The 15144-nt window shown below is 38.5% G+C and carries 16 protein-coding genes and 2 pseudogenes; all 18 read left to right on the top strand.

Annotation, left to right across the window (positions count from 1 at the left end):
* Nucleotides 1-249: 249 nt before the first annotated feature.
* The 18 genes and pseudogenes from ulaA to SCSH_RS01250 all read left to right on the top strand — a co-directional run bounded on the left by ulaA (nucleotide 250) and on the right by SCSH_RS01250 (nucleotide 15080).
* The gene (gene ulaA, locus SCSH_RS01320) at nucleotides 250-1707 is read left to right on the top strand and encodes a PTS ascorbate transporter subunit IIC (protein WP_057490101.1); all 1458 of its coding nucleotides are present in this window, start codon (nucleotides 250-252) and stop codon (nucleotides 1705-1707) included.
* A 69-nt stretch (nucleotides 1708-1776) separates the two neighbouring features.
* Complete coding sequence (locus tag SCSH_RS01315; protein ID WP_027975140.1) at nucleotides 1777-2055, top strand: PTS sugar transporter subunit IIB; 279 nt, start codon at nucleotides 1777-1779, stop codon at nucleotides 2053-2055.
* A gap of 86 nt (nucleotides 2056-2141) precedes the next feature.
* Nucleotides 2142-2627 (top strand): PTS sugar transporter subunit IIA, encoded by a 486-nt coding sequence (locus SCSH_RS01310; protein ID WP_057490102.1) that lies wholly within the window; start codon nucleotides 2142-2144, stop codon nucleotides 2625-2627.
* A gap of 218 nt (nucleotides 2628-2845) precedes the next feature.
* The gene (locus tag SCSH_RS01305) at nucleotides 2846-3511 is read left to right on the top strand and encodes a 3-keto-L-gulonate-6-phosphate decarboxylase UlaD (RefSeq protein ID WP_057490100.1); all 666 of its coding nucleotides are present in this window, start codon (nucleotides 2846-2848) and stop codon (nucleotides 3509-3511) included.
* Nucleotides 3512-3514: 3 nt separating this feature from the next.
* Complete coding sequence (locus SCSH_RS01300; protein WP_057490099.1) at nucleotides 3515-4378, top strand: L-ribulose-5-phosphate 3-epimerase; 864 nt, start codon at nucleotides 3515-3517, stop codon at nucleotides 4376-4378.
* Entirely contained in the window at nucleotides 4379-5089 is a 711-nt protein-coding gene (locus tag SCSH_RS01295; protein WP_057490098.1) for an L-ribulose-5-phosphate 4-epimerase, read from the top strand.
* A gap of 545 nt (nucleotides 5090-5634) precedes the next feature.
* A complete protein-coding gene (locus tag SCSH_RS01290) occupies nucleotides 5635-5889 on the top strand; it encodes a hypothetical protein (RefSeq protein WP_027975135.1) in 255 nt (84 codons plus the stop codon).
* 93 nt (nucleotides 5890-5982) lie between these two features.
* Nucleotides 5983-6192, top strand: coding sequence for a Blp family class II bacteriocin (locus tag SCSH_RS01285; protein ID WP_027975134.1), 210 nt, complete (start codon nucleotides 5983-5985; stop codon nucleotides 6190-6192).
* Nucleotides 6193-6215: 23 nt separating this feature from the next.
* Entirely contained in the window at nucleotides 6216-6626 is a 411-nt protein-coding gene (locus SCSH_RS01280) for a hypothetical protein (RefSeq protein ID WP_003089710.1), read from the top strand.
* Nucleotides 6627-6760: 134 nt separating this feature from the next.
* Entirely contained in the window at nucleotides 6761-7060 is a 300-nt protein-coding gene (locus tag SCSH_RS01275) for a hypothetical protein (RefSeq protein WP_057490097.1), read from the top strand.
* A 234-nt stretch (nucleotides 7061-7294) separates the two neighbouring features.
* Nucleotides 7295-7459, top strand: coding sequence for a hypothetical protein (locus tag SCSH_RS11030; protein ID WP_152972481.1), 165 nt, complete (start codon nucleotides 7295-7297; stop codon nucleotides 7457-7459).
* Between the two features lie 67 nt (nucleotides 7460-7526).
* Nucleotides 7527-7734, top strand: a pseudogene (locus tag SCSH_RS10825) (hypothetical protein).
* A 217-nt stretch (nucleotides 7735-7951) separates the two neighbouring features.
* Complete coding sequence (locus SCSH_RS01270; protein ID WP_057490096.1) at nucleotides 7952-8233, top strand: hypothetical protein; 282 nt, start codon at nucleotides 7952-7954, stop codon at nucleotides 8231-8233.
* A 25-nt stretch (nucleotides 8234-8258) separates the two neighbouring features.
* Nucleotides 8259-8429, top strand: a complete 171-nt coding sequence (locus SCSH_RS11215; protein ID WP_193743668.1) for a hypothetical protein — start codon at nucleotides 8259-8261, stop codon at nucleotides 8427-8429.
* Between the two features lie 345 nt (nucleotides 8430-8774).
* Nucleotides 8775-9001, top strand: a pseudogene (locus SCSH_RS11325) (hypothetical protein).
* Between the two features lie 927 nt (nucleotides 9002-9928).
* A complete protein-coding gene (locus SCSH_RS01260; RefSeq protein ID WP_057490095.1) occupies nucleotides 9929-12205 on the top strand; it encodes a peptide cleavage/export ABC transporter in 2277 nt (758 codons plus the stop codon).
* A gap of 13 nt (nucleotides 12206-12218) precedes the next feature.
* Nucleotides 12219-13199, top strand: a complete 981-nt coding sequence (locus tag SCSH_RS01255; protein ID WP_057490094.1) for an HlyD family efflux transporter periplasmic adaptor subunit — start codon at nucleotides 12219-12221, stop codon at nucleotides 13197-13199.
* Between the two features lie 198 nt (nucleotides 13200-13397).
* Entirely contained in the window at nucleotides 13398-15080 is a 1683-nt protein-coding gene (locus tag SCSH_RS01250; protein ID WP_057490093.1) for a BglG family transcription antiterminator, read from the top strand.
* Nucleotides 15081-15144 lie beyond the last annotated feature (64 nt).

The following is a 15144-nucleotide window of genomic DNA, read 5'->3' as shown; positions in this document are numbered from 1 at the left end:
CGCTACTTAAGGAAAGTATCATAACATAATAATTCTTTTGATAAAAATCGACTTTGTCTTCGATCTGAAAGCTTTTTTATTTTCTGTTTTGGCTGACAGGCTTAAAAATGTTCAGCGGCTGCTGAAAACCTCTTTCAGCCCAATTTTGAACACTTGCATGTGTGATTATTGGTCTTGTTGTTAGCGTTTTCAGCAATTATAATAAAGCTATAAAAACATAAAAAATCTTTTTAGAAAAGAGGAAAAACAATGACCATTCTTTTAGATGTCCTCAACTGGTTCTCGCAAAATATTTTGCAAAAACCAGCCTTCTTCGTTGGTTTGCTGGTACTAATCGGCTACCTGCTTTTGAAGAAGCCTTTACATGATGTTTTTGCAGGATTTGTCAAAGCAACCGTTGGTTATATGATTTTAGACGTTGCTGCTGCGGGGTTGGTAACGACCTTCCGCCCAATCTTAGCAGCCCTTAACTACAAGTTTAATATCGGTGCAGCGGTGATTGACCCTTATTTTGGACTGACAGCAGCAAATGAAAAAATTGCTCAGGAATTTCCTCAATTTATCGGTACGGCAACATCAGCCCTCTTAATCGGCTTTTTCTTTAATATTCTTTTAGTTGCCCTTCGCAAAGTAACCAAGATTCGGACTCTGTTCATCACTGGACACATCATGGTGCAGCAGGCAGCAACGGTCACTTTGATGGTCATTCTCTTGATTCCAGCCTTCCGCAATCAATTCTGGGGAACCTTAGCGGTAGGTATTATCTGCGGTCTTTACTGGGCTGTCAGCTCCAATCTTACTGTTGAACCAACTCAGCGCCTGACAGGCGGCGGTGGTTTTGCCATCGGGCATCAACAGCAATTTGCCATCTGGTTCGCTGATAAATTTGCGCCAAAACTCGGTAAAAAAGAAGAAAATCTGGATAATCTGAAACTCCCTGCTTTTCTTAACATTTTCCACGATACAGTCGTTGCTTCAGCAACCTTGATGCTGGTCTTCTTTGGCGCTATTCTTGCAGTTTTAGGTCCGGACATCATGGCTAATCCTAAGGTCATCACCACAGGAACCCTGTTTGATCCGACGAAGCAGTCTTACTTCATGTATGTCATTCAAACTGCCTTCACTTTCTCTGTTTACCTCTTCATTTTGATGCAGGGCGTCCGCATGTTCGTTGGTGAGCTGACCAATGCCTTCCAAGGAATTTCCAACAAACTTCTGCCTGGATCATTTCCAGCGGTTGACGTGGCAGCGTCATACGGCTTTGGTTCTCCAAGTGCAGTGCTCTTTGGTTTTGCAACTGGTCTTATTGGACAGTTGATTACCATTGTTCTTCTTATTGTCTTTAAAAATCCAGTCCTGATTATTACAGGATTCGTTCCAGTCTTCTTTGATAATGCGGCTATTGCGGTTTATGCAGATAAGCGCGGTGGCTGGAAGGCAGCTGTGGTACTTTCCTTCATATCAGGTGTGCTTCAGGTTGTCTTAGGTGCCGTAGCGGTTGCCCTGCTTGGTCTGGCTAACTTTGGCGGCTATCATGGCAATATTGACTTTGAAATCCCATGGGTACCGTTTGCTTACCTCTTCAAGTATGCAGGTGCCATCGGTTATGCCCTTGTAGCTCTTTTCTTACTTGCTATTCCGCAAATTCAATTTGCTAAGGCAAAAGATAAGGAAGCTTACTATCGCGGAGATGCCCAAGGCAATTAGTCCCTTAATCACAGTTTACATAGAATCAATATATTATCGTTATTAAAAATTATTACAGGAGGAATTATTATGGTTAAAGTTCTTACAGCATGCGGCAATGGCATGGGATCATCTATGGTTATTAAAATGAAAGTTGAAAATGCACTGCGCCAGCTAGGTGTGACTGATATTGAGTCAGCTTCCTGCTCAGTCGGCGAAGCAAAAGGTTTAGCTGCTAATTATGATATTGTTGTGGCTTCAAATCACTTGATTCATGAATTGGACGGACGGACAAACGGTCATCTGGTAGGTCTGGACAATTTAATGGACGATAACGAAATTAAAACAAAATTACAGGCAATTTTGTAATGATCTAATGTAGAAGGTGTTTTCAAATGTTGAAAACACCTTCCACTTTAAAAAAGATAAAGAATTTTGGTAAGAGAGGTTTTTTGATGAACTTAACAAAATCATTTAAGGAAAATAATTCCATTCGGCTGGGGTTATCAGCAAAAACTTGGGAAGAAGCCGTAAAATTATCTGTTCAGCCCTTGATTGACAGCGGTGCAGTCACAGAGAAATATTATGACAATATTATTGCTTCTACGGAAGAGCATGGTCCTTACTATGTCCTCATGCCAGGAATGGCTATGCCTCATGCGATGGCTGGTGAAGGAGTCAATCGTGATGCCTTTTCACTCATTACTTTGACAGAGCCAGTTACATTTTCAGATGGGAAAGAAGTATCGGTGCTGCTGTGTCTGGCCGCTACCAGTCCCGCTATTCATACATCTGTGGCCATTCCGCAGATTATCGCTCTCTTTGAATTGGAAAATTCGATCCAGCGTTTATTGGACTGCAAAACACCTGAGGAAGTACTGGCTATGGCTGATGAATCCAAAAACAGTCCCTATCTTGAAGGCTTGGATTTAGAGTCTTAAGCCGATTTTCTGGCTTTACTCTTAAGCTAATCACAGCAAGCAGCGATTTTACAGTCAGCTTGCTAAACAGTCTGGCAGTAGCTTTCATAGTTTTTGTGAAACGATTCAGCAAAAGCGGCAGTATCTGGCTGCGTTCTTATCTGACTAGACAGTTTGCCTGTGAAATGAGTTAAGCCGTACTTTTTAATCATCGTATCTTTAATGAAAGGAAGATAAACATGACAAAACAATTACCAAATTTACAAGTTGCTCTTGACCATTCCGACCTGCAGGGAGCTGTTACAGCAGCTGTTTCAGTAGGAAATGAAGTCGACGTTATCGAAGCTGGAACAGTTTGTCTGCTTCAAGTCGGCAGTGAATTAGTAGAAGTCCTGCGCAGTCTCTTCCCAGATAAAATCATTGTTGCTGATACTAAGTGTGCCGATGCCGGCGGAACAGTAGCTAAAAACAATGCTGTCCGCGGTGCTGACTGGATGACCTGTATCTGCTGTGCAACGATTCCAACCATGGAAGCAGCCCGCAAGGCTATCGAAGAAGTCCGTGGAGACCGTGGTGAAATTCAGATCGAACTCTACGGTGACTGGACTTACGAACAAGCCCAGCAATGGTTGGACGCTGGAATTTCACAAGCCATTTATCACCAATCACGCGATGCGCTCTTAGCCGGCGAAACTTGGGGTGAAAAAGACCTTAATAAGGTTAAAAAACTGATTGACATGGGCTTTCGTGTATCTGTCACCGGCGGACTCAGTGTCGATACCTTAAAACTGTTTGAAGGGGTTGATGTCTTTACCTTTATCGCAGGCCGCGGTATCACAGAAGCTCCCGATCCGGCAGCAGCAGCACGTGCCTTTAAAGACGAAATCAAACGGATCTGGGGGTAGGCTATGGCACGTCCGATCGGTATTTATGAAAAAGCAACGCCCAAACACTTTACCTGGCTGGAGCGTCTCAACTTTGCTAAGGAATTAGGTTTTGACTTTGTCGAGTTATCTATTGATGAAAGTGATGAACGCTTAGCGCGCTTGGATTGGTCAAAAGAGGAAAGATTGGATTTGGTTAAGGCCATTTTTGAAACGGGTGTGCGTGTGCCAACCATCACCTTCAGCGGCCATCGCCGCTTTCCAATGGGTTCTAATGATCCCGACAAGGAAGCGCGTGCCATGGACATGATGAAGAAGTGCATCATCTTTGCCCAAGACATCGGCATTCGCAATATTCAACTGGCAGGCTATGATGTCTACTACGAAGAAAAATCACCTGAAACGCGGGCGCGCTTCATTAAAAATCTACGTCAGGCCTGCATTTGGGCAGAAGAAGCCCAAGTCATCCTCTCTATTGAAATCATGGACGATCCTTTCATTAATTCCATTGAAAAATATTTGGCCATTGAAAAGGAAATTGATTCACCCTATCTGTTTGTCTACCCGGATACTGGTAATGTTTCAGCTTGGGGCAATGACCTCTGGAGTGAATTTTACATCGGACATCGCTCCATTGCTGCCCTTCACTTAAAAGACACTTATGCTGTTACAGAAAGCTCAAAAGGGCAATTTCGCGATGTGCCTTTTGGTCAAGGCTGTGTTGACTGGGAAGCCATGTTTGAGGTGTTAAAGAAGACCAACTACAACGGCCCGTTTTTGATTGAAATGTGGTCAGAAAACTGTGAAACAGTTGAAGAAACACGGGCAGCTATCAAGGAAGCGCAGGATTTCCTTTATCCACTAATTGAGAAAGCGGGGTTACGATAAATGTTAGTACCAGAATTAAGAAAACGCGTCTATGATGCTAATATGGAACTGCCGGATCATGGCCTAGTAAAATTTACCTGGGGCAATGTATCGGCAATTGACAGAGAACAAGGTTATATTGCTATTAAACCATCAGGTGTTGCTTACGACAAGCTCTCTCCTGAAAATATGGTAGTGACAGACCTTGATGGCAATATTGTTGAAGGCGATCTCAATCCATCGTCTGATTTACCAACCCATGTTGAGCTTTATAAGGCTTGGCCTGAAATCGGAGGCATTGTCCACACTCACTCAACTGAAGGTGTTGCTTGGGCTCAGGCTGGACGTGATATTCCGTGTTACGGAACTACTCATGCAGATACCTTTTACGGCCCAATTCCTTGCGCCAGAGCGCTGACAGCCGAGGAAATTAATGGAGAATATGAAAAAGAAACCGGCAAGGTTATCATCGAAGAATTCGCCAAACGCAACTTAGAGTCTTTAGCTGTTTCAGGTGTTACAGTGCGCAATCACGGTCCTTTTTCTTGGGGTAAGGATGAAAAATCAGCTGTTTACAATGCAGTCGTATTAGAAGAAGTAGCTCGTATGGCTCGTTATACAGAGGCTGTGGATCCCCAGGTCGAAGAAGTACCGCAAGTTTTGAAAGACAAACACTATCTACGCAAACACGGCAAAAACGCCTACTATGGGCAAAAAGGAGATAGCCATTAACAAATCAATTGTAAGAAAAAATTCAGAGGTCTGAAACAGTGTGTTTCAGGCTCTTTTATTAGAGATGAATAGAATTTTAAAGAAACGCTATGATTTATCAGAAATTTTATGCATTTCTTTCGCTTTATTACCATGACTGTTAAAATTCTGGAATATTATTGCGTCTGTTATTTTTAAGTGTTAGAATGGCAACAATATTTAAAAAGAGCATCTGATGCTTTCAGCCGTACTTGCAGATGTTAAGGAGAATGTTATGCTGTCGCCGAAATATGGTAGTGACAACATCCTTGATCTTGTCAACTTAAAAAATAAAAGAAAATAAGTTATTTTTGTAATCGTTAACGAATATAAAAGATAGGGTGGTAAAGAGGAGCGAGATAAAGTTCTGAAATTAGTTCAGCGGTCAATCTTTTAGTCATTAGGCTATACGGTTAGATTATGTTGATAAGATATTAGTAAAAAAATAATAGTTATCAGAAAAATTATTGAAGCTGTCATTTTAAAGTGCTAAAATGACAGACAATATTTAGAAAAGGAGAAGTTTTATGAATGTAGTCACTTTAGATTCAATGGCATTTGATCATTTTGAGGTAGTAGATAGGAGTTCGCTTTCTGAAATTGAAGGAGGAAACTTTGGGGAAGGTATGCTCGGCGCTGCTACTACATTTGGGTGTGCTGGAGGATGTGCTGAAGGAATTGCAGCGGTAGCTGCGGGGACAGCCACTGTTGCAACTCCTATTGGTTGGGGAGCATTAGCTATCGGCGCTGCAGCTTATACTGTTTATGCTTTTACTCATTGATTGACTGGACTAATTAATATAACCCTTACATAATAATCTTGATAAAACATACAAAGGAGAAAAATTATTATGAACACAACAACATTAGACACAATGGCATTCGAGAATTTTGATGAAGTAGATATGAATCATCTTGCTAGTATTGAGGGAGGATTCGATATAAAAGGGGTTGCTGGTTCTTATCTTGCCATGGGAACTGCCATTCTCGGGGGACTATCGTGTACTACTCCTGTTGGTGCTGCGTTCTATCTAGGTGCTGAAGTCTGTGCAGGTGCTGCAGCCGTTTACTATGGCGCTAATTAATAATTGGGATGGGATACATTAATATGATAATAAAAGATGAAAAAACACGAAGGCTAATGACTTTGCTTTCTTGGCTTTTGCTTGCTACAAGTCTTGCCTTGATCGAATGGTCAAATTCAAAAATCATAGCAACAATAATATTTATTCTTATTACAGCCATGGCTCTTTTCAGCTTTTTTTCTATAAAGAAAGCCGAAGAAAAAAATAATGAGAGAGATCAAAAAGCAAATGATTCAATCGCTAATACACGGGAGAATCAAACACGAAAGATAATTTATTTGCTTTCTTGGTTTGTACTTGCGACAGTCACTGCTGTCATTATATGGCGCTATTCAAAAATTATAGCAGCCTTGGTATTTATTCTTATTACAGCCATGGCTCTTTTCAGCTTTTTTTCTATAAAGAAAGCCGAAATGAAAAATAATAAAGATTAATAAATTAATAGTTATCAGAAGTTTTACACTTGCTTTTCGCTTTATTCCCATCAACGTTAAAAATCAGAAATATTATTGCACCTGTCATTTTAAAGTGCTAAAATGACAGCAATATTTAGAAAAGAAGAAGTTTTATGAATGCAGTCACTTTAAACTCCATGGCATTTGATCATTTTGAAACAGTAGGTGAAGATTACCTTGCTGGAGTTGAAGGAGAAGGAATTCTTGGCGCTGTTGCCTATGGACTTTGTCAAGGAGCTGTGGGTGGCATTTCTGGCTTTGGAGCTGGTCTTGGGGCAAGCATTGCAGTGGCGCGAGTTTCTCCGCCTATGGCAGCAGAAGTAGCCCCTTGGCTAATTGGAGTTGGAACTATTGCAGGTGCAGTAGGTGGATTGGTACAAGGATCAGCTGAAGGTTGGAAAAACGGATGGTAATAAAATGTGGAATATCTTAAGTCGTCTTTTTATGATTAGCTGCATAATATGTCCCTTAATTGCCGCTTGCAGTAAGGGCACCATCGTTAGGTTGATTTCTTTTGGGGTTTTTGTATTAGAGTGTATTGCAATAACATTTTATGGCTTATATTTGTTATTTTTTTAATAAGAACGAATTGTCAGTTTAAAGTTAATAAGGTTCGATTTGAAATTGAGAGGAGCTGGTTATAGCCTATGAGTAAACGTCTATTTCAGAATAGTTTGCTGCCGGTTTTTGTAATAATGGGACTACTGGCTGTATACACGCCGATAAAACCCCTTAAGTACATTCTTGTAGGGTTAATGGCATTAGAAGGACTTTTTCTCCTTGTGACTGATGGCGCAAAACTATTAAAATGATTAAACATTGAAAGTGTTTGAAGATAGGTAAGCACATTTTATTTTTCATGATTGAAGGGGAAATCTTATGTTTTCAAAGAAATCTATAATTGTTAGTTATACTTTGTTGGCTATAACCTACTTGTCTTATACTATATACCATCTTTCCAAGTATAAGAGATTTTGTTTCTACTATATATTTAATAGGAACGATGTTGGTTATCATTTTTTGTTGGAAGGATTTTTTCAAACTAATACAACTGATAAAAGATTATTGGAAAAATAAAAAGGGGTGATTTCATGCTTTTACATGAAGTTTTTAGATCGTGTGCGTTTGATGGTTTAATCATAACCTAATTTGAGTCATTTTGGAACACTAATAAAATAATAGTTATCAGAAAAATTGTGAGCTTTTTTCGCTTTTTTACTATTTCTGTTAAAAAATAGAAATTTTATTGCATCTAAAAAATAGAAATATTATAATAATGACAATAAAAAAAGGAGATATTTTTCATGAATTCATTAGCATTTGAAGAATTTGAGGTCGCAACCGCAGATAGCCTTTCTGAGGTAGAAGCAGGCGGAGCCCTTTTAGGTGTTTTAGGAGCAATAGGTGGTGGAGTTGGTGGCTTCTTCACAGGAGGGGTTGCTGGAGCAGCTGTTGGAACAATAACTTTGCCAGTTGTTGGAACAATTGCAGGAACTACAGCTGGAGCTATCGGTGGAGCAGCAACTGGCGCTGTTACCGGTGGTATAGCTGGAGCTAATATTGACACTTGGGGTAAATGGATTTAATGTACCCTAAGAAAAGGAGATGCATATGTTGTCACCTAAGTTAAGCTGGTTTGTTTTAGCCAGCTATCCTATTATGATACTTATTCCTGTGTTATTTCCACAGATAAAAAATATTAAACTTATCGTGTTTTCTATATTATTAGCAGAAAATTTACTAGTTATAGCTCTTTATTTAAAAGGTAAGTATTTTAGCTAGTTAGGTATGATCCATCAGTACTTAAGCTTTTGTTCCTCTGCCTTTTGATAGCCTGACTTCTTTTATATTAAGGAGTCAGGTTCTTTTTTGTTAGGAGACTGCGTTTTAAAAAAGCGATTGCTAGAGTTGCTACAGGGTTTAGTGTGGAAAGTAAAGGTCTATTAATTCCTAGTCTTGGGGAGCTGACGACGGCTGGTGGTATGATTATTGGAGGAACTACTTACTTTCCTCATAGGATTGGTGGCAAGTCTACTTATGATTGTGGTATATGGTAAGTATTTCTTGCAGATACTAATCCCATAAATAATGGTAGATTCTGGTTAATAAGGAATTTTTGCAAGTACAATAACTTTAGACTCAACGGTATTCAAAAAATTTGATGAAATAGATATAGATCATCTTGCTAGTGTTGAGGGAGGATTCGATACAGAAGGGGTTGCTAATTCTTATCTTGCCATGAGAACAGCAGTTCTTGGAGGACTAGCGTGTACTACTCTCCTTTTGGTGCTGCGTTTTATCTAGGTGCTGAACTTTGTGCAGGTGCTGCAGCTATTTACTATGGCGCTAATTAATAATTGGGATACATTAACATGATGATAAAAGATGAAAAAACACGAAGAATACTTTATTTGCTTTCTTGGTTTATATTTGCAACAGTCACTGCTATTATTATATGGCCTTATTCAAAGATTGTAGCGATATTATTCTTCGTTGTAGTTACAATTGTCAGTTTCCTCAGCTTAAGACGTTAAAGTATTTGAAATCTTTAAAATGATTTTGATGTGGCTGTTTTATTTTTAAATAAGGATTAATAAAAAATAATAGTTATCAGAAAGATTATATCTGTTTTTCGCTTTATTTCCATCAAAATTAAAAATCAGAAATATTATTGAACCTGCCATTTTAAAGTGCTAAAATGACAGCAATGTTGGAAAAAGGAGAAGTTTATGAATACGTTGATTTTAGATTCAAATGGCATTTGACAATTTTGAACTAGTAGGGAAGATTGCCTTGCTAGAATTGAAGGTGAAGGGCTAGATCTTGGTATCTGCCTTGGATTTGATGGCCGTGCAGGTGCTTATAGTCTATGATTAGACGTATGTTTCAGAATAATTTGTTGCCAATTTTTGTAATAATGGGTTTGATGGAGCAAGATTATTAAAAAATAATTAAATATTAAAAGTGTTTGAAGATAGGTAGCAAATGTTAACTTTCATGACTGGGTAAAGCCTATATGAGTATCGCCATTTTTGTACTGTATCTAGTAATATGGATACTTTGGGATTATTCCTTGCTGGTTTTCTGGGACGAACGGTAAGCTTATTTTTTTCTTGATTGGTTTAGCAATCAACCTTCTGGTCACTATCATATGTAGTAAGCGTTTTTTAAGATAAAGTATTTTTAAATCTTAAAATAGTTTTGATTTAGTAACTTTAATTTAATAACCCAACCTAACTTGGGTTATTTTTCTGAAATAAAACTTAAGAAAGATTATTTTTATGAAGCAAGTTATTATTATTGTTTTAATTGTAGTAGCAGTTAACGTTCTTTTAGAAGTTATCAAAAGAATGACTAGGGGAGGCACGGAATCTTCTCAGTCTTTATCAGAGGGACAAACGAGACTGTTTTGGCGGAGACGTTACAAGTTTGTACCGCAGATTGATACCAGAGACTGCGGAGCAGCAGCTTTGGCTTCTGTTGCCAAGCATTACGGTTCCGATTATTCTATTGCTCACTTGCGTGAGCTTTCAAAGACTACTAAGCAAGGAACGACTGCTCTTGGTATCGTTGAAGCTGCTAAAAAGATAGGTTTTGAGACGCGTTCGATTAAAGCAGATATGACGCTGTTTGATTATGATGATCTAACCTATCCTTTTATTGTCCATGTAGTTAAGAATAAACGGATGCAGCATTATTATGTTGTTTACGCTAAACAAAAAGATTATCTAATTATTGGAGATCCTGATCCTTCAGTCAAAGTGACTAGGATGAGCAAGGAACGTTTTCAGTCAGAGTGGACAGGAGTGGCGATTTTCTTGGCTCCTCAGCCTAGCTACAAACCGCAAAAGGATAAAAAGAATGGTTTGTCTAGCTTTTTCCCGCTTATTTTTAAGCAAAAAGCTTTGATGACTTATATCATTCTGGCCAGTTTGATTGTAACCTTGATTGATATTGTCGGATCATACTATCTTCAAGGCATCCTGGATGAGTATATTCCTGATCAGCTGATTTCGACCTTAGGTATTATTACTATTGGTTTGATAGTTACCTATGTTATCCAGCAGATGATGGCTTTTGCCAAAGACTACCTTTTGGCAGTGCTGAGTCTGCGACTGGTCATTGATGTTATCCTGTCTTATATTAAGCATATCTTTACTCTGCCTATGTCCTTTTTTGCGACAAGACGGACAGGGGAAATCACTTCCCGCTTTACAGATGCTAATCAGATTATTGATGCTGTAGCGTCAACCATTTTTTCCATCTTTTTAGATGTGACTATGCTGATCTTGGTTGGCGGGGTTTTGTTGGTGCAAAATAATAACCTCTTCTTTTTGACCCTGCTTTCAATTCCGATTTATGCCATCATTATTTTTGCCTTCTTAAAACCTTTTGAGAAAATGAACCATGAGGTTATGGAAAGCAATGCTGTGGTTAGTTCTTCTATTATTGAAGATATCAACGGGATGGAAACAATCAAATCGCTCACAAGTGAAGATACCCGTTATCAAAACATTGACAGTGAATTTGTTGATTATTTAGAAAAGAATTTTAAACTGCATAAATACAGTGCTATTCAGACTGCTTTGAAAACCGGCGCTAAGCTTATCCTCAATGTAATTATTCTTTGGTATGGTTCGCGCTTGGTTATGGACGGTAAGATTTCTGTTGGTCAGCTCATTACCTTTAATGCTTTGCTGTCTTACTTTTCAAATCCGATTGAAAATATTATCAATCTGCAGTCCAAATTGCAATCGGCTCGTGTTGCCAATACCCGTTTGAATGAGGTTTATCTAGTTGAATCAGAGTTTGAAAAAGATGGAGAACTATCAGCTGATGCTTTTTTAGATGGTGATATTTCCTTTGAAAATCTTTTCTATAAATATGGTTTTGGCCGTGATACCTTATCAAATATTAACTTATCCATCAAAAAAGGATCCAAGGTTAGTATCGTTGGACCTAGTGGTTCTGGTAAGACCACTCTGGCCAAATTGATTGTTAACTTTTATGAACCTAACCGAGGAATTGTCCGTATCAATGGAAACGATCTAAAAGTTATTGATAAAACAGCTCTGCGGCATCATATTAGTTACTTACCTCAGCAGGCCTATGTTTTCAGCGGCTCTATCATGGATAATCTGATTTTGGGAGCTAAAGAAGGAACTAGTCAAGAAGATATCATTCGTGCTTGTGAGATTGCTGAGATTCGCTCAGACATTGAGCAAATGCCTTTGGGCTATCAGACTGAATTATCAGATGGTGCCGGAGTTTCTGGCGGTCAGAAACAGCGGATCGCTCTGGCTAGAGCCTTATTAACACAGGCACCGGTTCTAATCCTTGATGAAGCAACCAGCAGTCTTGATATTCTGACAGAAAGAAAAATTATCGACAATCTTTTACAGATGACGGATAAAACAATTATCTTTGTTGCCCATCGCTTGAGTATTTCACAGCGGACAGACAATGTTATTGTAATGGATCAAGGAAAGATTGTTGAGCAAGGCACCCATAAAGAACTTTTGGCCCAAAAAGGTTTCTATTATAACCTGTTTAATTGAGAAAGGGGATAACATGGATCCTAAATTTTTACAAAGTGCAGAATTTTATAAGAGACGTTATCATAACTTTGCAACTCTGCTGATTGTTCCTTTGGTCTGTTTAATTATCTTTCTGATAGTTTTCTTGTGTTTTGCTAAAAAAGAAATCACTGTGATTTCTGCGGGTGAGGTTACTCCAACAAAGATTGTATCTGTTATCCAATCTTACAGTGACACTTCAATTGTTGAAAATAATTTGAATAATAATACAAGCGTTAAAAAGGGAGATCTTTTAGTTGAATATTCAGAGAATGCGAATAGTAAACAGCAGGAAGAGCAAAGGAAGATTGTAGAAGAGAGACAAGAACGAAAAGATAAGAAAAAGGATAAAAAGAACAAGAAAAAAGATAAGAAAAAGAAAAAGAACAAGAAAAAGAAAAAATCGAAGGACAAGAAGTCAGATCGCAAGAAATCTGATTCTAAAAAGTCGTCTAAAAAGGAAGATAAGGATAAAGACTCTGATCGCAAAAATGATCAAGACAAAGATCATAAAGATTTTGAAGATAGTGATGAAGTAAAGAAAGTGTCAATCTTTGCGGCAGAGGATGGGATTATTCATACGACTTCAAAATATGATGGAGTCAATCTGGTTCCTAAATGGACTGAAATGGCTCAGATTTATCCTGACATTAAAAAGACTAGAAAGGTTTTAATGACCTATTATGTCTCTTCTGATGATGTTGTTTCTATGGAAGAAGGGCAGAAAGTACGGCTTTCTTTAGAGAAAAAGGGAAATGATAAGATTACTGTTAAAGGTAAGATTAACAATATTGCATCGTCAGCGACAACGACAAAAAAAGGCAATGTCTTTAAAGTTACTGCTAAGGTGAAACTTTCTAAAAAAGACAGTAAGCTCGTTAAGTACGGTATGACAGGCAAAACTGTTACAGTGACTGATAAAAAGACCTACTTTAACTATTTTAAAGACAAGTTGCTGCACAAACTTGAAAATTAAGGCTTTTTATCAACTGTAGCGGGTGACGAAAAGCTAAGTTCTGGAGAGAACCTGATTGGTTCTCTCTTTTTTATTGTTCACCATGACAAAGCAAGCATTTTTGTGGCTTCTTGCGGAAGTTTGCAAACTTAAGAAAAAATTTGGTTCTTTAGAAAGTATGTTATAATGAAGCTGATACAGTGTTTAAGGAGATAGAGAATGATTATCCTGGATCGAAATAGTTACGACCTTCTGGCTTACCTGATTCAGCTGGAGGAACCTGAAACAGTTATGACTATTTCAAAAGTTTTGGGTCAATCAAGGCGCAAAGTTTATTATCATCTGGATAAAATAAACGAAGCCTTGCCGCCTCAGCTTCCTAAGATTATTAGTCACCCGCGTGTCGGAATTCTTTTGTCACTTAAGCAAAAGGAAGCTTGTCGGACTCTTTTGGCCGAGTTGGATGACTATTCTTATGTGATGAGTGTGCAGGAGCGGATGCTCCTAAGTATTATCTATATTGCAATTTCTAAGGATCGTGTGACTATTGAAAAACTGATGCGGCTTAATGATGTTTCTCGCAATACGATTTTAAACGACCTTAATGAAATCCGTCAAAAACTTTCTTTGGAGCAATACAATATCCAGCTTCAGGTCACTAAGTCACGAGGCTATCACTTGAAATGTCACCCCTTATCCAAAATGCAGTATTTGAATAAATTGCTCTATACGATTTACATGGAGAGTAACCCTAATTATGTTGCTATGGTGCGTGACAAATTGCGGAATTTAGCTGGTTTGTCCCACTATTTTTCATCTGATATTTCAGCTTTTATGGATAAGCAGCTGCAAGCATCTCAGAAATTGCTGGGTAAAAAAATCAATTCTCAGGACATTCGTTTAATGGTTGAAACACTGCCTTACCATATTTTGAGCTACCGCAATTTGATGCTGTCTGAAGCTGAACAAGGTGATTTGCTGCAGGAATTTTCGCCGATTAAGGAGCGCAAGGAGTATGAAATTGCTAAAAATTTAATAGGCAATCTTAAACAAGCCTTCACTTTGGATCTGGATGAAATTGAAACCTGCCTAGTTGCGGTTCTGCTTTTGTCTTATCGCAAGGATCGAGATACTCATTTGGAGAGTCATGACTATGATGATATGCGCCGTGTACTGAGGAATTTTATTAATACTTTTGAATTAGATTATCATGTTCGTTTTCAAAATAAAAAACTGTTGCTGGATCAGCTTTTAACCCACTGCAAGGCCTTGCTCTTTCGAAAGACCTATGGGATTGTGTCAAATAATCCTCTGACTGAACAAATCAAGAATAAATATGCAGATTTGTTTGCTATGACCAAGGCCTGTGTTTCTATTTTAGAAGAATCTTGGTTTATCAAAATGAATGATGACGATGTTGCTTATATTACGATTCATATTGGCGGTGAATTGGAACACACCCAGTCAAAACCAACGCCGCCAGCATCTTTAGCTCTGGTCTGTGATGAAGGAATCGGTGTTCAAAAACTGTTTGCACAGCAGTGCAGCCAATACTTGCCTCACAGTCAGATCGAGGCTGTTTTGACCTCCGAACAGTTTTATAGTATTGCTGATATTATTGCAGTTGATTTGGTGATTTCAGCTACTGAAACTCTTGATACCAAGCTGCCTACACTTTTTGTCCATTCGATTTTAACAGACGACGATGCTATCAAATTAATTCGCTTTGCCAAGCAGCATGCCAAAACAGGACAAGATGATTTTGATAAGAAATTAGAAGGCTATATCCGCCACTATGTCAAAGATGATGATGACTGCTATGTTTTAAAGACTAAAATTGAACGTCTCATTAATCAAGAGCTGCTTTATGATAAACAGCTGAAAACTGCAAGTGAGGAATAGCTGCCTTGGTTTGGAGCAATTCTGTAGTCAAAAACCGCAAGCGTTTAGCTGCGGTTTTAGCTTG

It is taken from the genome of Streptococcus orisasini, assembly GCF_001431045.1.
Taxonomy (GTDB): Bacteria; Bacillota; Bacilli; order Lactobacillales; family Streptococcaceae; genus Streptococcus; species Streptococcus orisasini.
Note: the sequence above shows the minus strand (reverse complement) of the source record. Positions and strands in the feature narration are given on the sequence as shown.